20 protein-coding genes are annotated in these 24,417 nt (G+C 68.8%); 13 read left to right on the forward strand and 7 right to left on the reverse strand.

Features of this window, described 5'->3' with window-relative positions; genetic code table 11:
* The first annotated feature begins 114 nt into the window (after positions 1 to 114).
* From GGQ80_RS18480 to GGQ80_RS12125, 5 genes are all read left to right on the forward strand, one after another.
* Entirely contained in the window at positions 115 to 519 is a 405-nt protein-coding gene (locus tag GGQ80_RS18480; protein ID WP_183985173.1) for a hypothetical protein, read from the forward strand.
* 410 nt (positions 520 to 929) lie between these two features.
* Entirely contained in the window at positions 930 to 3,977 is a 3,048-nt protein-coding gene (locus GGQ80_RS12110) for a TonB-dependent receptor (protein ID WP_183985175.1), read from the forward strand.
* Entirely contained in the window at positions 3,977 to 4,990 is a 1,014-nt protein-coding gene (locus GGQ80_RS12115) for a phytase (protein WP_183985177.1), read from the forward strand. Before GGQ80_RS12110 ends, GGQ80_RS12115 begins: the two co-directional genes overlap by 1 nt.
* Positions 4,991 to 5,003: 13 nt before the next feature.
* A complete protein-coding gene (locus GGQ80_RS12120) occupies positions 5,004 to 6,158 on the forward strand; it encodes an alkaline phosphatase (protein ID WP_246347048.1) in 1,155 nt (384 codons plus the stop codon).
* A gap of 187 nt (positions 6,159 to 6,345) precedes the next feature.
* On the forward strand, positions 6,346 to 8,460 hold the full coding sequence (locus GGQ80_RS12125; RefSeq protein WP_183985179.1) for a M10 family metallopeptidase C-terminal domain-containing protein: 2,115 nt from the start codon (positions 6,346 to 6,348) through the stop codon (positions 8,458 to 8,460).
* A 17-nt stretch (positions 8,461 to 8,477) separates the two neighbouring features.
* On the opposite strand, the gene GGQ80_RS12130 is transcribed toward GGQ80_RS12125, so the two are convergent.
* Both GGQ80_RS12130 and GGQ80_RS12135 read right to left on the reverse strand, forming a co-directional pair.
* The gene (locus GGQ80_RS12130) at positions 8,478 to 8,669 is read right to left on the reverse strand and encodes a hypothetical protein (RefSeq protein WP_183985181.1); all 192 of its coding nucleotides are present in this window, start codon (positions 8,667 to 8,669) and stop codon (positions 8,478 to 8,480) included.
* A gap of 41 nt (positions 8,670 to 8,710) precedes the next feature.
* Complete coding sequence (locus GGQ80_RS12135) at positions 8,711 to 9,232, reverse strand: DUF1993 domain-containing protein (protein ID WP_183985183.1); 522 nt, start codon at positions 9,230 to 9,232, stop codon at positions 8,711 to 8,713.
* A gap of 139 nt (positions 9,233 to 9,371) precedes the next feature.
* On the opposite strand from GGQ80_RS12135, the gene GGQ80_RS12140 reads away from it, so the two are divergent.
* The 4 genes from GGQ80_RS12140 to GGQ80_RS12155 all read left to right on the forward strand — a co-directional run bounded on the left by GGQ80_RS12140 (position 9,372) and on the right by GGQ80_RS12155 (position 17,986).
* The gene (locus GGQ80_RS12140; protein WP_221364370.1) at positions 9,372 to 11,603 is read left to right on the forward strand and encodes a glycoside hydrolase family 3 N-terminal domain-containing protein; all 2,232 of its coding nucleotides are present in this window, start codon (positions 9,372 to 9,374) and stop codon (positions 11,601 to 11,603) included.
* 151 nt (positions 11,604 to 11,754) lie between these two features.
* Positions 11,755 to 14,406, forward strand: coding sequence for a TonB-dependent receptor (locus tag GGQ80_RS12145; RefSeq protein ID WP_246347049.1), 2,652 nt, complete (start codon positions 11,755 to 11,757; stop codon positions 14,404 to 14,406).
* 56 nt (positions 14,407 to 14,462) lie between these two features.
* Positions 14,463 to 16,514 (forward strand): glucosidase family protein, encoded by a 2,052-nt coding sequence (locus GGQ80_RS12150; protein ID WP_183985189.1) that lies wholly within the window; start codon positions 14,463 to 14,465, stop codon positions 16,512 to 16,514.
* Positions 16,511 to 17,986 (forward strand): tryptophan halogenase family protein, encoded by a 1,476-nt coding sequence (locus GGQ80_RS12155; RefSeq protein ID WP_183985191.1) that lies wholly within the window; start codon positions 16,511 to 16,513, stop codon positions 17,984 to 17,986. The genes GGQ80_RS12150 and GGQ80_RS12155 overlap by 4 nt, the downstream gene beginning before the upstream one ends.
* Here the strand turns inward: GGQ80_RS12155 and GGQ80_RS12160 are convergent.
* Both GGQ80_RS12160 and GGQ80_RS12165 read right to left on the reverse strand, forming a co-directional pair.
* Entirely contained in the window at positions 17,983 to 18,681 is a 699-nt protein-coding gene (locus GGQ80_RS12160) for a DUF6445 family protein (protein ID WP_246347050.1), read from the reverse strand. The genes GGQ80_RS12155 and GGQ80_RS12160 overlap by 4 nt on opposite strands.
* Positions 18,682 to 18,739: 58 nt before the next feature.
* A complete protein-coding gene (locus tag GGQ80_RS12165) occupies positions 18,740 to 20,176 on the reverse strand; it encodes a GGDEF domain-containing protein (protein WP_183985193.1) in 1,437 nt (478 codons plus the stop codon).
* A 153-nt stretch (positions 20,177 to 20,329) separates the two neighbouring features.
* On the opposite strand from GGQ80_RS12165, the gene GGQ80_RS12170 reads away from it, so the two are divergent.
* Positions 20,330 to 20,554, forward strand: coding sequence for a hypothetical protein (locus tag GGQ80_RS12170; protein WP_183985195.1), 225 nt, complete (start codon positions 20,330 to 20,332; stop codon positions 20,552 to 20,554).
* An 18-nt stretch (positions 20,555 to 20,572) separates the two neighbouring features.
* On the opposite strand, the gene GGQ80_RS12175 is transcribed toward GGQ80_RS12170, so the two are convergent.
* The 3 genes from GGQ80_RS12175 to GGQ80_RS12185 all read right to left on the reverse strand — a co-directional run bounded on the left by GGQ80_RS12175 (position 20,573) and on the right by GGQ80_RS12185 (position 21,907).
* Positions 20,573 to 20,827: a hypothetical protein gene (locus GGQ80_RS12175; protein WP_183985197.1), complete on the reverse strand. Its 255-nt coding sequence runs from the start codon at positions 20,825 to 20,827 to the stop codon at positions 20,573 to 20,575.
* 112 nt (positions 20,828 to 20,939) lie between these two features.
* Positions 20,940 to 21,131: a hypothetical protein gene (locus GGQ80_RS12180; RefSeq protein WP_183985199.1), complete on the reverse strand. Its 192-nt coding sequence runs from the start codon at positions 21,129 to 21,131 to the stop codon at positions 20,940 to 20,942.
* A 137-nt stretch (positions 21,132 to 21,268) separates the two neighbouring features.
* The gene (locus GGQ80_RS12185) at positions 21,269 to 21,907 is read right to left on the reverse strand and encodes a hypothetical protein (protein ID WP_183985200.1); all 639 of its coding nucleotides are present in this window, start codon (positions 21,905 to 21,907) and stop codon (positions 21,269 to 21,271) included.
* 106 nt (positions 21,908 to 22,013) lie between these two features.
* Between GGQ80_RS12185 and GGQ80_RS12190 the strand changes: the two genes are divergently transcribed.
* The 3 genes from GGQ80_RS12190 to GGQ80_RS12200 are packed head-to-tail and all read left to right on the forward strand — an operon-like array spanning position 22,014 to position 24,413.
* Entirely contained in the window at positions 22,014 to 22,676 is a 663-nt protein-coding gene (locus GGQ80_RS12190) for a response regulator transcription factor (RefSeq protein ID WP_183985202.1), read from the forward strand.
* Positions 22,673 to 24,007 (forward strand): sensor histidine kinase, encoded by a 1,335-nt coding sequence (locus GGQ80_RS12195; protein WP_246347056.1) that lies wholly within the window; start codon positions 22,673 to 22,675, stop codon positions 24,005 to 24,007. Before GGQ80_RS12190 ends, GGQ80_RS12195 begins: the two co-directional genes overlap by 4 nt.
* 55 nt (positions 24,008 to 24,062) lie before the next feature.
* Positions 24,063 to 24,413: a DUF3140 domain-containing protein gene (locus tag GGQ80_RS12200; protein WP_183985204.1), complete on the forward strand. Its 351-nt coding sequence runs from the start codon at positions 24,063 to 24,065 to the stop codon at positions 24,411 to 24,413.
* Positions 24,414 to 24,417 lie beyond the last annotated feature (4 nt).

Raw genomic sequence — 24,417 nt, forward strand, 5'->3', positions numbered from 1 at the left:
TCCGGTTCCGCTTCGCTCCACCTACGACCGGCAATGGCAGCGGAGACGACAATGCACTAACTAACAACCCGGACCACCCCGTGGGGGCTGCTCATCCTGCCGACCGATCCGGCGGTGCTCTTCGGCACGCTCGGCTATACCTTCAACTTCGGCCGAGCAGTGAACACGCGGATCGGCTCTGCCATCGTCGATCGGGTGACGCCCGGTGGTGCGCCCGCCGTGAGCGTGGGCGTCGCCATCTCGCTCAACCCGCGTACCTCGATAAGCCTCGGCTACGCCCAGACGGTCGCACTCGGCACGAGAACGCGGCTGCGCACGATTGATCCACAAACCGGCGCGATCAGCGACCCTATCGACGTCAACACGCGCACGTTGCAGCTCGGACGCCTGCTGTTCGGCGTCAGCTATCGCACCAGTCCGGCGACAACGATCAACTGGAACGTCGAGCTGGGCGCCACCGACGATGCGACCGACGTCCGCACGACACTGCGCATCCCGCTGAACCTGAGCTTATTCTAGCGATCGCCGCGAAGTGGGATCAGGCGTCAAGAGGCGGCATACGACGCACGGGAGCTTGGCCGACGTAGCAGTCCTGACGTGATGTCCGTCGATAACGCGGGCAGCGAGGTCGCGGCTGAGAGCACGCTAGCGTTTAATAGCACCCCAATCAGGTCGGTTCGATCAGCGATGGCAGTCCTTGCCAGCGACGAGCAGCGTAGCTTCCGTCAGCGAAGCTCCGCCGGCGGCAGTACGCCCCCCGCGCGCCACCGTGTCGGCGCGGGTGGCTGCAGTATAACGCGCAGCAACGTCGATCGATCGACGTCATCAACCTGTCATCCCAGTTTCATGCAAGCGCCACGAGCCGGCCCTAGGCGCGCCGCAGGAGGCGAGCGGATTACCGCCGCCGCGCACCTTGGGGGCTTATCATCATGCACATCATCCTGCGCGGTCGCGCCGGTCGGACGCTCGCCTGTGTCCTGCTCGTCGGTTGCGGCCAGGCGGCGCTGGCGACGGGGGCGGCCGCCGTCGATCTGTCGGCAACCGCGGCTATCAATGCGGCGATATCGGCACCGGGCAGCATCGAGGGCAGCGTCACCCAGGCCAATGGCGACTATCTCGACGGTGCGTCGGTCTCGATCCCCGCGATCGATCGCACGACGACGGTCGACCGCTCGGGCCGCTATCGCATCGGCAACCTGCCCGCAGGCTCCTACGAGCTGGTCGTCCGCTACGTCGGCCTGCCCGACCAGCGCCTGTCGGTGACGGTCGGCGATGCCGCCGTGACGCAGAACGTGACGTTCGCCGAGACGATCGACGCGGCTGGCGAGGGCGCCGGCGAGATCGTCGTCAACGGATCGCGCCCGATCGCGGAATCGGAAGCGGCCGCGCTCCAGATCCAGCGGACCAGCGACTCGCTCGTCTCGGTCGTCGCCTCGGACTCGGTCGGCCGGTTGCCCGACCAGAACATCGCCCAGGCGGTCAGCCGCCTGCCCGGCGTCGCGGTGCAGCGCGACCAGGGCCAGGCGCGCTACATCAACCTGCGCGGCGCGCCGATCAATTGGACGACGCTGTCGTTCGACGGCATCAACGTCGTCAGCCCCGAAGGGCGCGATGCGCGCTTCGACAGCATCCCGTCGGCGATCGCGTCGCAGATCATCGTGCGCAAGGCGGTGACCCCGGACATGACCGGCGAGACGATCGCGGGCAACGTCGACATCATCACCCGCTCCGCCTTCGACTATCCGGGCTTCAAGGTGCAGGCCAAGGGCGGCATCGGCCATGTCGAGCTCGGCAAGAAGACCGAATATGAAGGCTCGCTGGTCGTCTCCGACCGGTTCGACACCGGCATCGGTGAATTCGGCCTCGTCTCGTCGGCAAGCCTGTATCGCCGCGGCATGGTCACCGACAATTTCGAGACCGATTGGGAAGCGGTGGGCGAGGATCGTCGCCCCGGCTTTCAGGATCGGATCTGGGCGCGCGAAACGGAAAACAAGCTCTATCGCCTGACGCGCAAGAACTATTCGCTGTCGACCCGGCTCGACTGGCGCCCGAACGACGGCAATTCGCGTCTTTTCGCCGAGACGATCTATTCGGCGTTCCAGGACGATGAGCTGCGCAACAACTATATCGTCGATCTCGACGACCAGCAGTCGCGTGCGCCCACCGGCACCGCCGCCTGCGCCGTCAACGCGACGCCGGCCGCCGGCACCACGGGCTATGCCGACATCTGCACCGGCAACACGCCGCTGCGCGGCACCGTCTATGGCATCGACCTCAATTCCAACTTCACCGTGCGCGCGTACAAGCAGTCGGTGTTCACCAACACGATCGGCGGCGATCACGAGCTGGGCGATTGGACGGTGGCGTGGCGCGGCAACTACACGCGGTCGATCGACGACCGGACGCAGCCGGCGCAGTTGAACTACGACAGCCCCAGCTTCGGCACCAACGGCGCGAACGCCGGCAACCGCCTGACCGTCGCCTACGACCTGTCGGACCCGCAGCTGGCGCGCATCCAGCTGTACCGCACGATCCGCAACGCCAACGGCACCTTCGCGCGCGGCGATCGGGTGATCGCGATCGAGGATTTCCCGCGCACCCTGGCGCGCCTCCGCTCGCTTAAGGCGAAGGACGTGACCACGGCGTACACCGCCAAGCTGGACGTGACGCGCGAGACGACGCTGGGCGCATTACCGGTGAAGTTCGCGGCGGGCCTGCGCTACGACGACCGCACGAAGACGTCGAAGGAGTATCTGCTCGAGCTTAACAGCGCCGCGCAGTTCGCCGCGGCCGGCATCAACACCGGCTATGCGGCGATCGCGATCCCCGGCGGCTTCCAGGGCGAAATCCCGCTCGGCTACACCTTCCAGTATTTCGGGCGCGACAAGATCCTGGGCCTCGTCGACCAGGCGAAGCGGGTCGGCAGCTACAACCTCGTCACCGGCAATTTCTACGATGTCGAGGAGAAGGTCTACGCCGGCTATGCGATGACGACGGCGACGACCGATTGGGGCAGCATCGTCGGCGGTGCCCGCGTTGAGCATGTCCGCAACATCAGCAACGCCATCTCGGCGCTGGGGCCGATCCAGGTGTCGTCCAATTCGACGCTGGTCTATCCCAGCCTGCACTTCAACTGGAACGTCAACGACGCGATGAAGGCGCGGCTGTCGTTCAACACCGGCGCGGCGCGGCCCGATTACGACCAACTGCGGCCGAACTTCAGCTTCAACGACGCCAACCAGACGATCTCGGGCGGCAACCCGGATGCGAAGCCCGAAAAGGCGCGCGGCGTCGACCTGTACGTCGAATATTACACCATGCCGCGCGGCTTCCTGTCGGTCGGCATCTTCTACAAGGACGTGGAGGACGTGCTGTTCGACTCCGCACGGACCTTCGGCAGCGACCGGCTGAACGCGAACGGGGTCGACCGGTCGCAGTACACCTTCTCGACCATCCTCAACGGCGGCGACGGTTCGATCTATGGCATCGAGGCGGCGATCCAGCAGCAGCTCGACCCGTTCGTCGGCGACCTCGGCCTGCCGGCGTGGATGGGCGGCTTCGGCGTCCAGCTCAACGCGACGCTGAACAAGAGCCGGTCGGTCACTCCGGACGGGCGTCGCGTCAAGCTGCCGGGCACGTCGGATGCGGTGTACAACCTGATCGCCTATTACGAGAAATACGGCTTCTCGGCCCGGGTGTCGTACCAGAACCGCTCGCCCTGGCTCGATGCGATCGGCGCGTTCGGGGCGGTCAACGGCGTCAATCGCGGCATCGACGGCGGCGATTTCTATTGGGCCAAGGACAATGAGCTCGACGCCAGCGTCCGCTATGCGATCACGCCCGCGGTCGAGATCTTCGGCGATTTCTCGAACCTGCTCAACGGCCCCGGCCGTCGCTATGTCGGCAATACGCAGTACACGATCGAGCATGAGACCTTCGGTCGCCGCTACACCGGCGGCGTGCGGGTGACCTTCTGATGGCGGCGTTGCTGGCTTCGCTGCTCGTGCAGGCGGTCGTCGCAGCGCCTGCGCCCGCTCCCGCCGCGACCGTCCCCGCTACGGCGGAGACGGCGCCGGTGGCGAGCGCGGACGATGCCGCCGACGATCCGGCGATCTGGCGCAATCCGCGCGATCCGGCGCGCAGCCTGGTCGTCGCGACCGACAAGCAGGCGGGGATCCACGTCTATAACCTGAAGGGCCGGCGCGTCAGCTACACGCCGGCGCCGCGCCTCAACAACGTCGACCTTCGTAGCGTGAAGGGCAGCGTCGTCGTCGCCGCCAGCGACCGCGCCGACGCGGCGCGGGCGCATGTGTCGCTGTTCCGGCTCGATACCGACGCCGGACGGCTGGCGCCGCTCGGTCGCCTGCCGGTCGGGCCGGGCGAGGCCTATGGCATGTGTCTGTGGACGCGGGCAAGGGACGGCGCGCTGTTCGGCTTTCTGGTGATGAAGGACGGGCGGATCGATCAGGTCGCGATCGACTTTGCCGGCACTTCGCCGACGGTGCGGCTCGTCCGATCGATGAAGCTCGGCACCCAGTCGGAAGGATGCGTGGCCGACGACCGCACCGGCCAGTTCTACGTCGCCGAGGAGGACGTGGGGCTGTGGCGGTTCGACGCCGACCCCGCCGCGCCCGTGACGGGCAAAGCGGTGGCGACGGTCGACGGCGTGCGGCTGGTCGCCGATGCGGAGGGGCTGGCGCTGGCACCGAAGGGGCGCCGTGGCGGCTATCTCGTCGTGTCGAGCCAGGGCGACAATGCCTACACGCTCTATCGGCTGCCGGACATGGCCTATGCCGGGCGCTTCCGCATCGATGGCGGCGCGATCGACGGGACCAGCGAGACCGACGGGATCGATCTGATGCTCGGCGATTTCGGGCCGGACTATCGCGAAGGGCTGTTCGTCGCGCAGGACGGCGACAATGCGCCTGACACGCAGAACTTCAAATATGCCAGCTGGGCGGCGATCCGCCGCGCGCTGAAGCTGCGCTGAGGGAGACGTCGGGATGATCGCACGCACGCTGGCGGCGGCGCTGGTCGCGGCCACGCTGATGGGACACGGCGCGGCGGCGATGCCGCGCGGCGCGCGCCACAAGGCGGTGGCGGCGAAGCCCGCCGCGCGGCCGCGCAACATCATCCTGTTCCTGGGCGATGCCGGTGGCATTCCGACGCTGAACGCAGGCGGGCTGATGGCGCATGACCGGCCGCAGGCGCTGTTCATCCAGTCGATGCCGCACATCGGCCTGTCCGATACCTCGGCGCGCAATCGCTGGGTCACCGATTCCGCTGCCGGAATGACCGCGATCATGAGCGGCCACAAGACCGACAACGGCATGGTCGGCATGGTGCCCGCCGCCGGTGACGGTGGCGCGCCGGTGGCGATCCGGTCGTTCATGGAGATCGCGCGGGCGCATGGCCTGGCGACCGGCGTCGTCACCAACCAGCCGATCTGGGATGCGACGCCCGCCGCCTGCTTCGCCCACGTCCCCTCACGCAAGGACAAGGATGCGATCTTCGCGCAGATGCTCGCGCCGCAACAGGGCAAGGTCGTCGACATTCTGGTCGGGCGCGGCCTCGGCGATGCCGACGCCGTCTTCGCCAAGCGCGGCACGACCGCCGCCGCCGCCTTCGCGCAGGCGGGCTATCGCTTCGGCAGCGACCCGGCGCTGATCGCGCAGGCCCCGCGCGCGGCGGTCCTGCTCGATACCGACTATGCGCCGACGCCTGCGGTCGAGGCGACGGTGCGCCAGCTTGCCCGCAATCCCAAGGGCTATGTGTTGATGGTCGAGTGGGACATGCACACCGACGATGCGCTGAAGGGTCTTCGTCACGTCGCCGAGATGGACGCGATGATCCGCCGCATCCGCGCGGTCGCTGGCCCCGACACGCTGATCCTGTTCACCGCCGATCACAGCTTCGGCCTGCGCATGACCGGGGGCGAGCGCGGCACGCCGCTGGCGGCGCAATATGCCGCGGCGGCGGCCAAGCCCAGGGTGACGAGCGCGACCAACCCGGTGATCAGTGTCGAGGATAGCCACACCGGCGAGGAAGTGCTCGTCGCCGCCGATGGCCCAGGCGCGGAGGCGGTGCACGGCTTTTTCCCGAACACCCGGCTGTTCCACGTGATGATGGGCGCGCTGGGATGGGACGGCGCGAATTAAGATCCGCCTGAAGCGTTTACGCGCTCGCCGCGACACCCTCTGCAAGTCTGGCTGAAAATGCTGTCACATCGCGGTGCGCCGCGCTATTCTTCCGGTTTCCGGGGGGAAGGCAGATGCCGCGAACAGACCACAGGCGCGCAGCGCTAGTAGCAGGCCAGTCGTCATCGCATGCCGAGCGCGCGGCGTCATGAGGTTCGACGAGACGGCATGGCGCGCCAATTATGGGGCGCTCCTCTATCAGAAGATCCCGCCGGCCACGCCGCCACGTTGGAACTTCGACAGCGGGATCGGAACGCCGGTCGTCGTCACGTATCGCTTCGCCGATACGGTGCCGTCGTACAACCAGATGGTGTCCGCCGCCGATTTTCGCACGTTTCCTGATGATATCCGTGCCATGACCCGCGATATCATGCGCGATATCGAGCGTTTCGCGGGCGTGACCTTCGTTGAGCGCGCCGATTGGCCGTTCGAATCGGTTCAGATCGTGCTGATGGGGCGGGTCGTCGGCGGTGGCGAAGCATTCCTGCCCGATCGCACCCCTTGGGGTGGTGATCTGGTCATCGGCATCGGCAACGGGTCGAAGGGCAACGTTCTCAATTCGTCCGACCTGTTTGCCGACGGTAATTTCGTCCAGGTTCGCGAGACGTTGCTGCACGAGCTGGGCCACGCGCTGGGCCTGTATCATCCTCGCGACTACAGCAACGGCATCGAGGCTGCGTCTTCGGCCGCCTACGCCGTCGCGATCGATCCGGCGCTCGATACCAAGCGGCAAATGATCGAGTCCTATGTACGCGACAGCGGCATCAATGGACAGTTCTTCAGCACCTATGGTCCCCTCGATATCCTGGCGTTGCAGGAACTCTACGGGGTCAATCGAACGGCAAGTGCCGGTAACGACACCTATACGGTGCGTGTGAAGAACCCGGGGATGCTGACGCTCTGGGACGCGGGCGGGATCGACACGCTCGATCTGTCCGACCAGCTCGATCCCGCCACGGTCGACATTCGATCGGCGGCCGTGTCGTCGATCGGACGAAGCGTCGTGCCGACCGACTATGGCTCGTTTCAGACTCCCGCCTCGCTCAACGTGTTGATCGGTCCCGGCACGATCATCGAGAATGTGATCGGCACCGCCTTTGCCGACGCCATCATTGGCAACGACGTGGCGAACCGGCTCGACGGCGGCAAGGGCCGGGACATGCTGACCGGCGGGCTGGGCGACGACGTCTATGTGGTCGATCGCAGCGACGACGGCATCATCGAGCTTGATGGTCAGGGAAGCGATACCGTCCTGACCGACGCCCTGGTCTACGAGCTTCCCCTCGACGCATCGGTCGAGACGTTGCGCGCCCTCGACCCGATGTCGCTGGCCCCCCAGGCGCTTCGCGGCAATCCCGGCGATCAGTCGATCGTCGGCAACGCCGGCAACAACACGCTGAACGGGTTCGGCGGTAGCGACACGCTGGCGGGCCTCGCGGGCGACGATACCTATCTCGTCCGCGGCGTCGGCGATCGCGTGATCGAGGCCAATGGAGAAGGCCGCGATACCGTCTTCACCACGGTCAGCTACAACCTCGGCGCCAACGAGGTCGAGATGCTGTCCACCGTCGTCCAGGCCGACACGACCCGGATCGACCTGATCGGCAACTACGCCACCCAGCTCGTCATCGGCAATTACGGCAACAACATCCTCAACGGCGGGTCCGGCGGCGACGACACGCTGATCGGCCTCAGGGGCGACGATATCTATGCCGTCGGCAGCCAGTCGATCGCGATCGTCGAGAATGCCGGCGAAGGGTATGACTCGCTGGTGACGAGTGTCGACTACCGGCTTGCCGCCGGCGTCTCGATTGAGGCCTTCGCGGCACAGATCCGCAACGCCGCCAGCGGCTTGCGCCTCACCGGCAACGAGCTGGTCCAGGTGATCGCCGGCACCGATGCCGCCGACACCATCGATGGCGGCGGGGGCGCCGATACGCTGGTGGGAAACGGCGGAGCTGACGTTTTCGTCCTGTCGACGACGCCCACTCCGACGGCTTTCGCCCTGCTCGCGGATTTCGCCCCCGGAACCGATCGGATCGGGTTGAAGGCGGGCGTATTCGGCAGCGTCGGCGAGCGTCTCGACGTTGGCGAGTTCGTGCTGGGCGTCGCGGCGCAGGACGCCGACGATCGCATCATCTACGATCGGCCGACGGGGCGCTTGCTGTACGACCCCGACGGCACCGGCGGTGCAACGGCCGTGCAGATCGCCCAGCTGGCGGCGGGCCTAGCGCTCAGTGATGGCGACCTGATCGTCGTGTGACGGCGTCGCTCTCAGCGTCAGCGCAGCACGATTCCCAACAGCTCGAGCAATGTCGCGCCGCCGATCGGGGCGACGAGCAGGAGGAGGATGTTGACGCCCAGGATCGCGCCGAGCGTGCGCTGCTGGCGCGGTGTCAGTTGAGGCCCCCTCTTCGCCGGCCGCGGCTGCCAGGGGGGAGGGGGCGGTTGGTCCTTGAAGTCGACGAACATCGACGGCGTCCTTCCGGGGTGATGGCGGCAGGCCCGAGCGCTTACTGCTTCATCCGCGGCACGCCCAGGAAGTCGCGCTTGCCGAGCTTCATGCCCTGCGCGCGCAGGATCGCATAGGCGGTCGTCGCGTGGAAATAGAAGTTGGGCTGCGAGAAGGAGAGGAGGAAGTTCGCGCCGGTGAAGGGCATGTGCATCTCGCCGAACGCGAATTGCGTGTCGCTGTCGAGCAGCGCGTCAACGGTCTCGCGATCGAGCGCCGTCAGTTCCGCGATCGCGCGTTGGAGCAGGCCGCGCAGCCCCGCGAGATCGGTCGGCCAGGCGCCCATGTCGGGCGAGAAGCTGCCGGCGCGGGCCCCCTCGATCCCGCCGATCGAATGGACGGCGCAGGATTTCACCTGATAGCCGAGCGGCAGCATGTCGGGGGCTAGCTTGGCGTCGATCAGCTCGGCCTCGCTGACCCCGCGTTCGGCGCAGAAGGCCGCCGCCTTGTCGAGGATACGATCGAGCGCCTGCAGGATCTGCAGGTTGGACGGGACCACGGCTTCGTAGAGCGAGAAGGACATCGGCGGCTCCTGTGCGGACGCATCGGGTATGCCGGTTGGGCATGGCGTTGAAAAGCGGCTTGTCCGGCGCCGATTGACGAGGGCTGAGCGTTCCTGTCGATGGTGCGCATCGCCGATGCGGCGGCACGGGAGAGGGACGATGATCGACCGGCGTTCGATGTTGCTGGGCACCGCGTCGGCGCTGGCGTGGCCGCTGCTGGCGGCGGCGGCGCGCGACCGGGTCGAGGCGCTGATCGCGCGGATGACGATCGAGGAGAAGGCGGGGCAGCTGTCGTGCTTTTCCGACACGATCCGCCCGCTTGGCCGCACGACCAACCCCGGCGAGGCGGCGCGCGATGCCGCCGCGATGCTGGCGGCGGTGGCGGCGGGACAGGTGGGCATGCTGTTCAACGGCCATGGCGTGGCCGGCGCGCGGCGGGCGCAGCAGGCGGCGTTGCGCAGCCGGCTTAGCATCCCCCTGGTCTTCGCCGCCGACGTGATTCACGGCTATGAGACGATCTTCCCCATTCCGCTCGGCGAGGCAGCGGCGTTCGATCCCGATCTGTCGCAGCGGATCGCGCGGGCGGTGGCGCGCGAGGCGAGCGCTGGCGGGCTGCACTGGACCTTCGCGCCGATGGTCGACGTGGCGCGCGACCAGCGCTGGGGCCGGGTCGCGGAAGGGGCGGGCGAGGACGTGTATCTCGGCTGCCGACTCGCCGAGGCGCGGGTGCGCGGCTTTCAGGGCGACGACCTGGCGGCAGTGGATGCCTTGTGCGCCACGCCGAAGCATTTCGCGGGCTATGGCGCGGTGACCGGGGGGATGGAATATGCCGCGGTCGACGTGTCGCCGGCGACGCTGAAGGCGATCCACCTGCCGCCGTTCGCTGCCGCCTTCGCGGCCGGGGCGGGGGCGGTGATGGCGAGCTTCACCGATGTCGACGGTGTCCCGGCCACCGCCAACCGGCCGCTGCTGACCGGCATCCTGCGCGACGAGATGGGCTTCGCGGGGCCGTGCGTGTCGGACTATGCCGCCGACCGCGAACTGATCGCGCATGGCGCGGCGGTAGACGAGGCGGATGCGGCGCGGCGCGCGATCCTGGCCGGGACCGACATCAGCATGCAGAGCGGGCTGTATAACGCGCATCTGCCGGCACTGGTCGCCGCCGGACGCGTGCCGATGGCGCGCGTCGACGAGGCGGTGCGGCGCGTGCTGACGCTGAAGACGCGGCTGGGGCTGTTCGAGCGGCCGTTCCGATCGCTCGACGCCGCGGCGGAGCGGGCACGGGTGGGGACGGCGGCGACGCGGGCGCTGGCGCGCGAGGCGGCGACGCGGGCGGTGGTGTTGCTACGCAACGAGGGCGACCTGCTGCCGCTGCCGGCGACGCTGCGGCGGATCGCGCTGATCGGCCCGTGCGGGGCGGGGGCGGAGCAGCTCGACGGGCCGTGGAGCTATGCCGGCTATCGGCGGACGGGGATCGATCTGGCGAGCGCGCTGCGTGACCGGCTGCCGCGATCGGCGACGCTGACGGTCGAGCCGGGCAGCGGGATCGACGCGGCGATCGACGGCGGGATCGACCGTGCGGTGGCGGCGGCGCGGGGGGCCGAGGTAGTGCTGCTGGCGATCGGCGAGGGCGCCGACATGTCGGGCGAGGCGAACAGCCGCGCGTCGATCGCGGTGCCGCCGGCGCAACAGGCGCTGGCCGAGGCGGTCGCGGCCACGGGCGTGCCGGTCGTCGTCCTGCTGCGCCATGGCCGCGCGCTGGCGCTGGAGGGCGCGGTGGCGGACGCGCGTGCGATCCTGGCGACCTGGTTCCTGGGTTGCGAGACGGGGCCTGCGCTGGTCGACATCCTGTTCGGCGAGGTGGAGCCGACCGGGCGCCTGCCGGTCAGCTTTCCCTTCGTCACCGGGCAGCAGCCCTGGTCGTACGATCGCCTGCCGACCGGGCGCCCGCCGCCGCCCGAGCCGCAGCCGCAGGGCGGCACCGGGCGCTGGCGCGATGCCCCCGATGCCGCGCGCTACGCCTTTGGCCATGGACTGGGCTATACCCGTTTCGCGATCGACGACCTGCGCTTGCCGCCGGTGCTGGGCGAGGGCAGCCAGGTAACGGCGCGGGTGCGCAACATCGGCGCGCGGCGGGGCACGCACGTCGTCCAGCTCTATGTCCGCCAGCGTGTCGCCAGCCGGGCGCAACCGGTGCGGCTGCTGAAGGGCTTCGCACGGATCACGCTCGATCCCAGCGAGACGGGCCGCGTCATCATCCCGCTCGGCCGCCGCGACCTGGCGCTGGTCGGGGCCGATGGAAGATTGGCGATCGAGCCCGGTATCGTCGACCTGTGGATCGCGGCGAGCGCGGCCGATCGTGGAAGTCAGGGGCTTACGACGCTGCTGTGACGCCGGTGTGCCCCCGATGCAACAATCGGCGAATCTTTGCGCGGAGGATGGAAACGAGGGACCCTCAGCGACTAATGTGGGTTTCGTAAACGGTTTCATTTGTGACGGAGCCGGCGCGAGACCGGCAATTCTGGGGAAGGATATTTCTGTGATGACCCACCTGCATCTGACGCTGCGCGCCGCCCTGCTGGCGGGTAGCGCCTCATTCGCCTGCGTGCCTGCTTTCGCGCAGAGCACCGATCCGACGGTTGCGACCCAGGCCGGCACCGTGCCCGCCGGCGATACTGCCGCGGCGGCGCAGACCGCCGCCGAGCCGCGCGATCCGCCGGGTGCGCAGCCGCCCGCCAGCGACGGCGAGGGGATGCAGGACATCATCGTCACCGGCAACACGTCGGGTAAGCGTACGCTGTTCGACAGCTCGTCGAACGTGACGCTGGCGAGTTCGGCCGACATCGTCCGCAAGGCACCGCGCTCGACCGCCGAGACGCTGGAACTCGTCCCAGGCATCTTCGTCGAGGGCACCGCGGGTCCGATCTCGAACAACTATTCGGTGCGCGGCCTGCGCGGCGGCGCGCAGACGTTCATCACGCTGGAAGAGGACGGCATGCCGATCCTCTACGGCGGCGGCGGCGCCGATTTCTATTTCCAGAACGACATCACGATCGCGCGGATGGAAGCGGTGCAGGGCGGCACGTCTGGCGTGCTCGCGCCCAACGGCGCCGGTGCGACGATCAACTTCATTTCGCTGAAGCCGAGCTACGACAAGGCGACCGCCTCGGCCCGGTTCACCGGCACGACCTATGGCGACTATCGCGCCGACGGCTATTTCTCGGCGCCGATCACCGACAGCATCGCGTGGAGCGTCGGCGGCTATGTCCAGTCGCAGAAGGGCGTGCGGCGGACGCCGTTCACCTTCTTCGGCTACAACATTAAGGCGATGGTCGAGAAGCGCTTCGACGACGGCGGCACGGTGCGGCTGACGTACAAGCGGATCGACCAGAACAATCCCTATTATGCCGACATGCCGCTGCGCGCGAGCGCCAACGGCGACATCAGCAGCGTGCCGGGCCTCGACCTGCTGCGCGACGACGTGGGCGGAAGCTATTTCGGCCAGTTCCTCGTCCCCAACGCGTCGGCGACGGGCAATCCGGTGCGTCCGTTCCGCTCGAGCGAGGGCGTCGGCGTCAAGGCCAACACCTATCGCATCGACATCGAGAAGCCGGTGTCGGACAGCTTCAGCCTGTTCGCGCATGTCCGCTATCTCGACGGCAGCTACGACTTCAACGGCATCTTCCCCGGCTCGGGCTCGGGCACGGCGGGGCTGACCTCGGCGGTCAATTACCTCAATCCGGCGGTGTCGCCGCTCGCGGGGCTGACGCCGCTGCGCAACGCGTCCTTCACATATTTCCAGGTCGCGCAGCTGCGCTTCCCGGGCGTCACGCAATATGGCCTGCGCGACATCCGCACCGGTGCGGTGACCGCCGCCAGCAACACCGCGGCGCTCAACGCGCTCAACGGCAACGGCCTGCTCCAGCAGACGGTGCTCAACCACCAGACGCTGTCGACCAAGGACTTCGGCAGCAACTTCGGCGCCAAGTGGGACAAGACCGGCGGCAATATCCAGAACTCGCTGACGGTCGGCGGCATGTATTACAATGTCCGTCGCCGCAACGACCAGTCGGCGACCGCTACCGTCGTCAACGACGTCGCCAACGACAGCCGGGTCTACGACATCGTCGCGCTGAACAATGCCGGCCAGGTGCTGGGCTCGCTGACCAACAACGGCCTGGTCAATTACGGCAACTGGGGCCAGGGCCTGTTCCAGGACGAGGTCAATTCGATCGCCGGCTATTTCAACGACGAATTGCAGATCGGCGAGAACCTGCACCTCGACTTCGGTGCGCGCTACGAGCACCAGAGCGTTCGCGTCGACGTCGGCAATCAGGCGGCGATCGCCGATCCGGTCCAGGCGGGCACGCAGGGGCTGTACGACAACGTCGGTGCGTCGTTCAACGGCACCTACACCCGGGTGCGCGACTCGTATGACAAGCTCGCCTATACCGGCGGCATCAACTACACGCTGACGCCGCACGTCGCGCTCTATGCGCGCGGTGCCTATGGATTCCAGACCAATGGCGGCAACGGCGGCGGGCTGGGCGGCAAGCCGACGGGGCTGACGCTGTACGAGGGCGGTGCGCGCTTCCAATGGACCGGCTTCAACGCGTCGGTCATCGGCTTCCGCACCGAGATCAACGACCTGTCTTACCAGATCATCAACCCGGACAATCAGGCACAGCAGACCAATGCGGTCGCCGACAGCCGCACCAACGGCGTCCAGGTCGACGTCGACATCCGCCCGATCAGCTTCTTCAGCCTGAACGTGATCGGCGTGTACCAGGATCCGAAGCTGACCAACCTGACGTTCAGCGCGACCATCCCCGGCAGCTACGAGGGCAATGTGCCCGAGCGGACGCCGAAGAAGCTGTTGACCGTCACGCCGTCGTTCATCTTGCCGAGCGGGCTGGGCGAGATCTATGGCCGGTGGAAATATGTCGGCCAGATCTTCGCCGACGCGGGCAACGGTATCGCGCTGCCCGAATATAGCGTGTTCTCGATCGGCGCGAGCTTCAACCTGTCGGATCGGATCAACATCAACGCCAGCCTGGACAATCTGACCAACGCCAAGGGCTTCACCGAGGGCAACCCGCGGCAGGGGCAGACCCAGACGATCGTCAACGGCTATTTCTACGGCCGCGCGATCTATGGGCGCAACGCGATCATCAGCGCCACGATCAAGCTCTGACCTGGCCGGGTCGGCGGGCGCTCGCGTCCGCCGGCCGGCTGTTCTATTGATCGGCGATGACCCCGATGCTTCGATCCGCCGTCTTCGCCGCCGCCGCCCTGTTGCCCGCGGCGCTGCTAGCCCAGTCGCAGAAGTCTGCCGATGTCGGGCCGCCGCGGCGCGAAGGACTGAACCTCAACAGCTTCACCCAAGCCGGGCCGGTCGCGGCGCATGTCCTGCTGCGCTCGGGCGACGATCCACGGCTGATCGTTGCTTTTCCAGCGGGCAACAGCGGTGTCGGACTATGGTTCGACAAGGTGGCGACCCCGGCGGAATGGACGCTCGCCGCCTCTCCAAAGCCGCTGTCGACCACCGACGCGCGGGGCCGGGCGCTCCACGGCGTGGTCTTTCCCGCAACGATCAAGGCCAAGCGGCTGACGGTGAAGCGCGCGCTGCTGACCAGCATCCGCGTGATCCGCGACTATCAGGCACTCGGCACCGCGCCCGCCGGGATCGAGGCGCCGGTGCGCACGACCGCGCGCGAGCTGACGTGGTCGCGCGACCGGCTCGACGGGGCGGCGGGCTATCGCCTGTCGCTGCGCGTCGATCGCGGGACGCTCGACGGTACGACACTGACCGCGGGCCCCGACGGGACGATCGCGGTGACGGTGACGGCGCTGACGGGCGAGGAGCCGCTGACGCCGTTCGCGCCGGGGACGCTGCTCAACGCCGATGCCGCCGCCAATCCGCAAGCGCGCGATGCGCTTCGTTTCCTGAGCTATCACGAGAAGTTCCTGGCGGGATCGTGGCGGTTCCTGACCTATTTCGGGCGCGATACACTGATGTCGGTGCGGCTGCTGATGCCGGCGCTGCAACCGGCGGCGGTCGAGACCGGGCTGCGATCGGTGCTCGAGCGGCTCGCACCCGACGGCAATGTCGCGCACGAAGAGGACATCGGCGAGTTCGCGGTGCTCGACCATCGCCGCGATGGCGAGGGGCTCTCGGCCAAGCCGATCTACGATTACAAGATGGTCGACAGCCCGTTCCTGCTGGGGCCGGTCGCGCGCGCCTGGATGATCGAGGACCCGCGCGGGCGGGCGCGGGCGAAGGCGTTCCTCGGCGAGACGCACGGCGGGCAGCGGATGGGCGATGCGCTGATGGCGAACGTCCGCTTCGTCATCGGCCGCGCGACCCCGTTCGCGCGCGATCCGCAGTGGAACCGGCTGATCGCCTTGCGCGAGGGGATGGATGCCGGCGAGTGGCGCGACAGCAACGACGGGCTGGGCGGCGGGCGCTATCCCTATGACATCAATGCGGTGCTGGTGCCCGCGGCGCTCGAATCGATCGCCGAGATGGCGCGCGCCGGGCTGCTGACGCCCTATGCCAAGCCTGCCGACCGGGCGATGCTGGCCGAGGTCGGGGCGATGGCCGCGACCTGGTCGGCGAAGGCGCCGGGGCTGTTCGCGCAGACGGTGGCGCCGGCCGAGGCACGCGCCGCGATCACCCGCTATGCGGCGGCGATGGGCGTGCCGGCGGAGCCGGCGCTTCGCGCGGTGGCCATGGCGCCGGTCCGCTACGACGCGATCGCCCTCGACCGGCAGGGCAAGCCGGTGAGAATCGTCCATTCCGACGGCGGCTTCGCGATGCTGTTCGGCAGGCCGGACGCGACGACGCTCGACACCACCGCGACGACGATCGCGCAGCCCTATCCGGCAGGGCTGATGACCGGGATCGGCATGCTGGTCGCCAATCCCGTCTACGCCGATGCGGCGCTGCAGAAGCGGTTCGGCCCCAACGCCTATCACGGCGTCGTCGTGTGGTCGTGGCAGCAGGCGCTGGTTGCGGCGGGGATCGCGCGGCAGCTGGCGCGGCGCGACCTGCCGGCGGCGACTTGCCAGAAGCTGACGAGGACACAGGGCGAACTGTGGCGCGCGATCGATGCCGGGCGTAGCGTCGCCAATTCGGAACTGTGGTCGTGGCGCTATGCCGACGGCGGCTATCGCATCGCGCCGTTCGGGGCGAGTGGCGCCGATGCCGATGAATCGAACGCGGCGCAGCTGTGGAGCACCGTCTATCTCGCGGTGAAGCGCCCCACCGGCACCCCGGCCTGCGCCACGCGCGCGCGATGACCGCGCCGATCCAGCGCGTCGTCATCCTGGGCGGCGGCACTGCCGGCTGGATGACCGCGGCGGCGCTGAGCAAGGCGCTGGCGCGGACCGGCGCCACGATCACGCTGGTGGAATCGGAGGAGATCGGCACCGTCGGCGTCGGCGAGGCGACGATCCCGACGATCCACTGGTTCAATTCGCTGGTCGGGCTCGACGAGGCCAAATTCATGGCCGACACCGGCGCGACGTGGAAGCTCGGGATCGAATTCCGTGGGTGGCAGGGCGAGGGCAGCGCCTATTTCCACCCCTTCGGCACCTATGGCGCGCCGGGCGACGCGACGATGGCGCCGCAGCGGCTGACGCGGGCGTGGCTGGCGGGCGATGACGCGAGGATCGAGGATTATTCGCTGACGACGCAGATCGCGCGGCGGCGGGCGTTCGCGAAGCCGGTGGGCGATCTGCGCTCGCCGCTGTCGACGCTGGGTTATGCCTTTCACTTCGACGCGATGCGCTATGCCGCGCACCTGCGCTCGCTGGCCGAGGGGCGCGGCGTCGTCCGGCACGAGGGCAAGGTGGCGCGGGTCGAGCGCGATGGCGAGAGCGGCCATGTCACTGCGCTGGTGATGGAGCGTGGCGAGACGGTTCCGGGCGAGCTGTTCGTCGATTGCTCGGGGCTGCGCGGGCTGCTGATCGAGCAGGAGATGCAGGCGGGATACGACGACTGGTCGCACTGGCTGCCGTGCGACGGCGCCTGGGCGGCACCCTCCGCGCCAGAGGACGCGCCGACCCCCTATACTCAGGCGACGGCGCGCGAGGCGGGGTGGCAGTGGCGGATCCCGCTCCAGCACCGCGTCGGCAACGGCTATGTCTTCTCCAGCCGCTTCCAGTCGCCCGAGGCAGCGCGCGACCTGCTGGTGAAGGCGATGGCCTCACCGCCGCTCGCCGAGCCCAGGCTGATCCGCTTTAAGCCGGGGCGGCGGCGTCGCGCCTGGGTGGGGAACGTCGTCGCAATCGGCCTGTCGAGCGGCTTCATCGAGCCGCTCGAATCGACAAGCATCCACCTGATCCAGACCGGCATCGGCAAGCTGTTGTCGCTGTTCCCCCGCGCCGACGTCGATCCGATGCTGGCCGAACAGTATAACCGGCTGTCGGTGCGCGAGATCGAGGAGGTCCGCGACTTTGTCATCCTCCACTATCACCTGACGTCGGGGCGGACGGAGTCGCTGTGGCGGCATTGCCAGATGATGCCAATCCCGGAGACGCTGGCGTACAAGGTCGAGCAGTTCCGCCGATCGGCGCGGCTGATGCTGACGCCCGACGAGCTGTTCCGCGACGCCAGCTGGTTCGCGGTGATGCACGGGCAGGGGGTACGGGCGACGGACTATACCCCGCTGCTCGACACGATGAGCGATGCCGACAACCGCCAGCAACTTGGCCAGGTGCGGCGGATGATCGCGGAGGCGGCGGCGCGCGTGCCGTCGCTGGCGCGCTAGGTCTGCGCCGAGCGGGGGCGGCCACGCACGAAGAAATTGGCGGTCAGCCGGCCTGACCGGGGATCGTCGCTGAAGCTCATGCCGGCCGGGATCATGCCCGAATGGAGCAGGCTGCCCTGATAGACGATGACCCGGTCGGGCAGCGCCTCAACCGCGTCGATCCGCTCGAAGGAGGGCGTCGAGCCACCGATATAGCCGCTCCAGCCCGCCGCCTCGCGCTCGGCGGCGGCGATGAAGGCGGCGCGGTTGGCGTCGGTGACCCGGTCGATCCCGGTCGCCCGCTGGCGGTAGAAGGCGGTGCCGCTGTCGTCGGTGCCGCCGAGATAGTGGAGGATGGCGAGGTAATGGGGGTCGACCGAGTCGAAGTGCGGCATCCGCTGCGGCAGCGCCAGCCGATCGGGCGGCGCGGTGACCATCGAAAAGCTGGCGGTGAGCAGATCGAAGCCCTCCAGCGCGAACGTCGCGTTGATCAGCGGCACCAGCCGGCGCAGCAGGTCGCGGCTGTAGCCGGCGGCGGCGCGGTCGCCATTGCCGATCATCCGCCGCAGGCCGGGATAGGCGTTACCGCGCGCGGGCGGGAACGGGGCGAGCGCGGCGGCGATGTCGATCACGGCGGGCGCGTTGCCGCTCACGCCTTCCGCGATCAGCAGGCGGCCGCCGCTGTCGCCCACCGATCGGCTGTCGTGTCGCATCATCGCCGCGATTCTACACCGACGGTGCGCGAAGGCGACCCCCACATTCGATCGCGGTCTCTTAAGACGCCAGCCTGATCGCATTACGACCCGCCGCCTTCGCCGCATAGAGCGCGGCATCGGCGCGGCGGGCGAGATCGGCGAACGCTTCGCCGGGAGCGGCGGTCGCGACGCCGATGCTGAGGCTGAGCATTGTGACGTTCGTCTCGTCGATCGCCAGCGGCCATTGCCGCACGGCGGCAGCGATCCGCTGGGCAACGAGGTTCGCCTGCGCGAGGTCGCTGCCCGGCAGCAGGACCATGAATTCGTCGCCGCCCAGCCGCCCGATCACATCGTTCGCACGCACCTCGGCATTGAGCAGCCGCGTCAGGTGGCCGAGCGCAAGGTCGCCCGCCTGATGACCCCAGCGATCGTTGATCGTCTTAAAGTGATCGAGGTCGATCGCGATCAGGCTGACCGGCGGCGCGTCGTCGCGGCGGTGGAAGGCGCGCGCGACCATCTGGTCGAACCCGGCGCGGTTGAACAGGCCGGTCAGCGGATCGGTGATGGCCTTTTCCATCATCTCCTTGTCGTGCTCGGCGAGGGCGGCGGTGAGCCGCGCGCGCTCGGTCACCTCCGCGGCGATCGGCAGCAAGGTGAGCAGGAGAACGCCGATGAACGCCTGGAACAGATGCGCCTGCGCTGCCGGGCCGACCGCGAGCATGGCGATCGGACCATGGGCATCGGCCGTGGCGACGCCGCCGATCAGCGCGACGATCACCACCGCCGCCTTGGTCCCCAGCCGACCCAGGCGGAAGGTGACGAGCATGATCGGCGGGAAGAGGACGAAGAGGAGCGGTCGCTCGGCGACGAAGAAGACGGCGTAGGAGATCATCGCGGTCAGGCCGAGCAACGCCAGCGTCTCGCCGCGCATTGCCCAGGTCTTGCTGCGGAAGCAGTCGATGAACTCGCCGCGGAAGATGGCGAGGAAGACGGGGGTGAAGACGACGAGTCCAAGCCCGTCGCTGAGCAGCCAGACGAGGAACGACCGGTCGATCGGCTCGCCGGAAACCAGGAAGGCGGTGGTCGCGCCGATCACGCCGCTGACGCACGGCGCGATCAGGCCTGCCGCGACGATGAACCGCATGGTACCGCTGGTGGTGAGCAGCAAGCCACCGCTGGGGCACGACCGGCCGATCAACCGAGCGGCGATCGCGACCTCGACGAGGTTTGCGACTGAGTACAGCAGCGGTGCCGACACGGTGCCGCGGGTGATATAGTTCGCGACCACATTGCCGACGAACCCGGCGCTGAGGACGGTCAGCCAGCGGGGCTTCTCGTCGGCCAGCAGCAGCGCCAGCAGGATCGCGTTGGCGGGCCAGATGGTCGCGATGTCGCGGCCGTCGCTAGTGAGGTGGATCGTCGCGGCGGCGGCGACGAAATACAGGGTGGCGGCGACCAGCCAGAGGCGGGTGGTGTCGGCGTCTGGATGGACGGCGGGCTGAAATCGAAACGCCATCTGCAAACGGTTGCGCGTCAATGGTTAACAAAAGCTTAAATATTAACCTAAGTAATTGTCCTACAATAGCTTGTGGCGATGCGGATGGAGGGTCCGCGGGTCCGCGCGATCGAGCGACTGCCGTTGGCGCGCCGGTCGTGTTATGGACGGATCATGCCCGATATCGACACCCTGGCCAAGGCCATCGCCCACGTCCGCGACTTCCGTACGAGCCTGTACGACGGCGACGAGATCGACGAGGCGAGCGGGCTGAGTGCCGCCGACCTCGACATTGTGATCGCCGCGGCGGAGCGGCAATTGCAGTCGGAGACGTCGGCGGGATCGGATCTGACGCCGGGTGGCAGCTTGACCGTCGACGACCTGGGCGATGTCGCCTGATCGCCGGGCCGCGTACCGTCAGTGCCGCGGACGCTGGCCGACGAAGCTGCTGAGCGACACGGTGACCAGGCAGAGCTTCCACTCGCCGGTCTCCAAATCCTCGACCCGTAGCTGGGTGGTACGCCGGCCGGGGCAGTTCTCCAGCGCGATCAACGCCATGGTTGCGGCGTCCAGCAGGTTTTCCCGCACCGCCCCTTCCAGGCTGTCGCGATCGACCTCGACGCCCGAAACGAGCTGATCGCCATCGTCGAGCGTCACGCTGTATCTGCCCATGGATCGGTCCTATCCACGCGTCGGGGCGAGTCCAGCGGCAGTTGCGCGAAATAGCGCAAGGTATCCGTTTCGGATGAGATATTTGGCGCCGCCGCCGGTCGCCGCGCGTGGTTCAGCTGGGCTGCGCCTCGCTCTCGTCGATCTCTGGGCCTTCTTGCGTCGGGACCGGATCGGCGTCGTCGGCGGCCTCGTCCGTCGCGTGGTCGAACGCGTTCTGCTCGTCCGCCACGCCCGAGCCGGTCGGCTGGTTGGCGAGGTCGGCGAAGCTGTCGGGCTCGTGCTTCGTGCCGCGGTCGTCGGTCATGCTCGGTGCTCCATCTCCACCCCGCGGGGGCGCGGAGCCTGTCGATAACGACGCGGTGCGACGCCCCGTTCCCGTTCCCCTCGGCGGCGAGGCCCCCCTCCGCCCTGCGGGCCGAAGGGGGCCGGCACGACGTGGCGTCAGCGGTTGGCCGGCGCCGGGGCGGCGAGCGGCGGGGCGACCGTGCCCTGGGGCGGGGGCGGCGGTGCTCCGGCGCCGGGCGGGGGCGGGGGCGGTGCGCCCGGGCCACCCGGCGGCGGCGGCGGGGGAGCGCCCGCTCCCGGGGGCGGCGGGGGCGGAGCGCCGGCGCCGGGCGGCGGGGGCGGCGGTGCGCCCGCACCGGGCGGCGGCGGGGGCGGCGGGGCGCCGGCGCCGTGGTGCGGCGGACGCGGACCGACTTCCTGCACGCCGCCGGCCTGGTCAACCAGGAAGCGGGCACGAAGCTGGCCGTCGTTGTAGCGACCCTGGACCAGCACCGGTGCGCCTGCGGTCAGCGTCGGCGCGTCGCGACCCGCGTCGACCAGCGTCTTGCCGCTGCGATCCTCGATCACGAAGCGATCGCCATAGACCGCCGCCACCCGGCCGCGAACGGTGACGATGCCGCTAGTCGACGGCAGCTTGGCGACCGCGGTGGGGATGGTGGGGGCCATCTCGACGCTGGGCCGGGTCATCGAGACCGCGCCCGCGCCGCCCGCCGCACCGATCGCCAGCAGCGCCGCGGCGCCGAGGCCGAGCCGCTGCTTGCCGGTCAGATGGGGAATGCTGTGCCTATTCATCATGTCATCTCCTGCTTGGGATGACGGTGATGTACGCCGGGGCACGGCCACCCCCGCTGAACCGAACCGTTCAGTTTCGGTTTAAGCCGCGAACATAGGACATGTCGCCATGCGCATCCTGCTGGTCGAGGACGACCGCGATCTCGGCCCCCGCATCGCCCGCGCGCTGCGCGACGAGCATTTCGCCGTCGACGTGGCGACGAACGGCGTCGACGCGCAGCATCTGGGCGAAACCGAGCAATATGACGCCGCGGTGCTCGACCTGGGCCTTCCCGACATCGACGGCATCGGCGTGCTGAAGGCGTGGCGCGCGGCGGGGCGCGAATTGCCGGTGCTGGTACTGACCGCGCGCGACGGCTGGTCGGACAAGGTAGCGGGGTTCAAGGCGGGCGCCGACGATTACGTCCTGAAGCCGTTCCGCGTCGAGGAGCTGGTGATGCGGCTGCGCGCGCTCGTCCGTCGTGCGGCGGGGCACGGCCAGCCGCGACTCGAATGCGGGCCGCTGTCGTTCGATGCGCAGACCGGCGCGTTCGAGCTCGACGGGCTGGCGCTGAAGCTGACCGCGTTCGAATGGCGCGTGCTGTCGCAGCTGATGCTCCGTCGCAACACGGTGATCGAGCGGCTCGACCTGCTCGAACGCGTGTACGAGGGCGATGCCGACGTCGATTCGAATAGCCTGGAGGTGATCGTCGGGCGACTGCGCAAGAAGATCGGCGCGACGATGATCGAGACGGTGCGCGGCCGCGGCTATCGGCTGGCGTGCGGCGGATGATGCCGCGCTGGCTGCCCCGATCGCTTCGCGGGCGGATGCTGCTGGTGTCGAGCATCGCGACGCTGGTCGCGCTGGCCATCGCGGGCGCGGTGATCGCTGGGTTGCTCGGACGGTTCGTGATCGAGGGGCTCGACCGGCGGCTCGATGCCGAGGTGGCGCTGCTCGCCAGTACCGTCGACACCGATGGCCGGGTCGACCGCGCCCGGCTGGCGCAGCGGATCGGCGGGTTCGAGGTGGGCCGCGGCTGGCGCTGGCGGATCGAGGGGCCCGACGGCGCTATCGGGTCGAACGACTTTCCCCGGCCGGCGGCGGGCCCACCGGCGCCGCCCGCGCCGCCGGGGGCCGAGCGGCCGGCCCCCCCGCTCGCCGGGCCGCAACCGTGGGACGGCGAGGCAGACGACGGCGAGCGGCTGCATGCGCGGCAACTGGTGATCGAGACGCGGCGCGGATCGGTGACGCTGACTGCCGCGGCGCCGCGGGGCGTCGTGCGGCGGCCGATCGTCGAGGCGCTGACGCCGCTGCTGCTCGCGCTGGCGGGGCTGGGTGCGCTGCTGACGATCGCGCTGCTCGTCCAGCTGCGCGTGGCGCTGCGGCCGGTGCGGCGGCTGCACGACGAGGTCGCCGCGATCCGTGCCGGGCAACTCGCGCGCGTCGACGAGGACCAGCCCGACGAACTCCGCCCGCTCGCCGCCGAGCTGAATGCACTCGCCGCCGACAATGAGGCGGCGCTGGCGACCGCGCGCGGCAGCGCGGCGAACCTCGCCCATGCGCTGAAGACGCCGGTGGCGGCGCTGGCGCTCGATCTCGCTGGCCAGTCAGGCCCGGCAAGCCAGGTCGCGCGCATCGACCGGACCATCCGCCACCATCTCGCCCGCGCGCGCACCGCCGCGATCAACCGGCGCAGCGCGACGCCGCTTCTCCCCGCTGCCAGCGATCTTGCCGACGCGATCCGGCGGCTGCACGACGGGGTGGCGATCGCGGTGGCGGTGCCGCAAGGGCTGGCGGTCGCAATCGATCCGCAGGACCTCGACGAGTTGCTCGGCAACCTGGTCGACAATGCAGCGCGCCATGCCGCCGGTCGCGTATCCGTGAGCGCCAGGGGCGAAGGGCGAATGGTCCACATCGAGGTCGCCGACGACGGCCCAGGCATTCCTGCCGCCGATCGCGCGCGAATGACGCAGCCCGGCACCCGGCTCGACCAGCGCGGCGACGGGCATGGCTTCGGGCTGTCGATCGTCGCCGAACTCGCCGCACTCTACGGCGGCGCCCTGACGCTCGGCGAGGCGCCAGAGGGCGGCCTTCTCGTCACGCTGATGCTGCCCGCGGCCTGATCTGCGGCAACCCCGAACGCCCGAGCCGCGTTGGCGCTGCCAGCAGGAGGACCCGATGGCCAAGGACGACGATCACGCACAGATCTACGACGACTTCAAGGAAGCGGTGAACATGAGCCCCGCCGAGCTGGAAAAATGGCTCGACACCGACGACAGCAGGCAGGTCGGCTGGAAGGGCGAGGACGGCAAGGGTTCGGGCGAGAGCGTCGGCCATCATGAGGGCGCGCGCATCGTCGAGATCAAGCGCAAGAAGAAGTCCGACCTGACCGACGACGACTATGCCGACATGAAGAAGGTCGCCGCCTATGTGAAGCGCCACCTGGCCCAGGGCGGCCCGGCGAAGGACAAGGAGCACAGCAAGTGGCGATACTCGCTGATGAACTGGGGGCATGATCCGCTGAAATAGCGGA

Source organism: Sphingomonas jinjuensis (assembly GCF_014197105.1).
Lineage (GTDB): Bacteria > Pseudomonadota > Alphaproteobacteria > Sphingomonadales > Sphingomonadaceae > Sphingomonas > Sphingomonas jinjuensis.

Bases quoted from the DNA above. Each gene is read 5' to 3' on its own strand.
- GGQ80_RS12185 (WP_183985200.1), bottom strand. From the start codon at position 21,907: ATGATGAATAGGCACAGCATTCCCCATCTGACCGGCAAGCAGCGGCTC.
- GGQ80_RS12135 (WP_183985183.1), bottom strand. From the start codon at position 9,232: ATGTCCTTCTCGCTCTACGAAGCCGTGGTCCCGTCCAACCTGCAGATC.
- GGQ80_RS12140 (WP_221364370.1), top strand. From the start codon at position 9,372: ATGATCGACCGGCGTTCGATGTTGCTGGGCACCGCGTCGGCGCTGGCG.
- GGQ80_RS12160 (WP_246347050.1), bottom strand. From the start codon at position 18,681: ATGATGCGACACGACAGCCGATCGGTGGGCGACAGCGGCGGCCGCCTG.
- GGQ80_RS12115 (WP_183985177.1), top strand. From the start codon at position 3,977: ATGGCGGCGTTGCTGGCTTCGCTGCTCGTGCAGGCGGTCGTCGCAGCG.
- GGQ80_RS12120 (WP_246347048.1), top strand. From the start codon at position 5,004: ATGATCGCACGCACGCTGGCGGCGGCGCTGGTCGCGGCCACGCTGATG.
- GGQ80_RS12175 (WP_183985197.1), bottom strand. From the start codon at position 20,827: ATGGGCAGATACAGCGTGACGCTCGACGATGGCGATCAGCTCGTTTCG.
- GGQ80_RS12150 (WP_183985189.1), top strand. From the start codon at position 14,463: ATGACCCCGATGCTTCGATCCGCCGTCTTCGCCGCCGCCGCCCTGTTG.
- GGQ80_RS12165 (WP_183985193.1), bottom strand. From the start codon at position 20,176: ATGGCGTTTCGATTTCAGCCCGCCGTCCATCCAGACGCCGACACCACC.
- GGQ80_RS12130 (WP_183985181.1), bottom strand. From the start codon at position 8,669: ATGTTCGTCGACTTCAAGGACCAACCGCCCCCTCCCCCCTGGCAGCCG.
- GGQ80_RS12170 (WP_183985195.1), top strand. From the start codon at position 20,330: ATGCCCGATATCGACACCCTGGCCAAGGCCATCGCCCACGTCCGCGAC.
- GGQ80_RS12190 (WP_183985202.1), top strand. From the start codon at position 22,014: ATGCGCATCCTGCTGGTCGAGGACGACCGCGATCTCGGCCCCCGCATC.
- GGQ80_RS12180 (WP_183985199.1), bottom strand. From the start codon at position 21,131: ATGACCGACGACCGCGGCACGAAGCACGAGCCCGACAGCTTCGCCGAC.
- GGQ80_RS12155 (WP_183985191.1), top strand. From the start codon at position 16,511: ATGACCGCGCCGATCCAGCGCGTCGTCATCCTGGGCGGCGGCACTGCC.
- GGQ80_RS12195 (WP_246347056.1), top strand. From the start codon at position 22,673: ATGATGCCGCGCTGGCTGCCCCGATCGCTTCGCGGGCGGATGCTGCTG.
- GGQ80_RS12125 (WP_183985179.1), top strand. From the start codon at position 6,346: ATGAGGTTCGACGAGACGGCATGGCGCGCCAATTATGGGGCGCTCCTC.
- GGQ80_RS12200 (WP_183985204.1), top strand. From the start codon at position 24,063: ATGGCCAAGGACGACGATCACGCACAGATCTACGACGACTTCAAGGAA.
- GGQ80_RS12145 (WP_246347049.1), top strand. From the start codon at position 11,755: ATGACCCACCTGCATCTGACGCTGCGCGCCGCCCTGCTGGCGGGTAGC.
- GGQ80_RS12110 (WP_183985175.1), top strand. From the start codon at position 930: ATGCACATCATCCTGCGCGGTCGCGCCGGTCGGACGCTCGCCTGTGTC.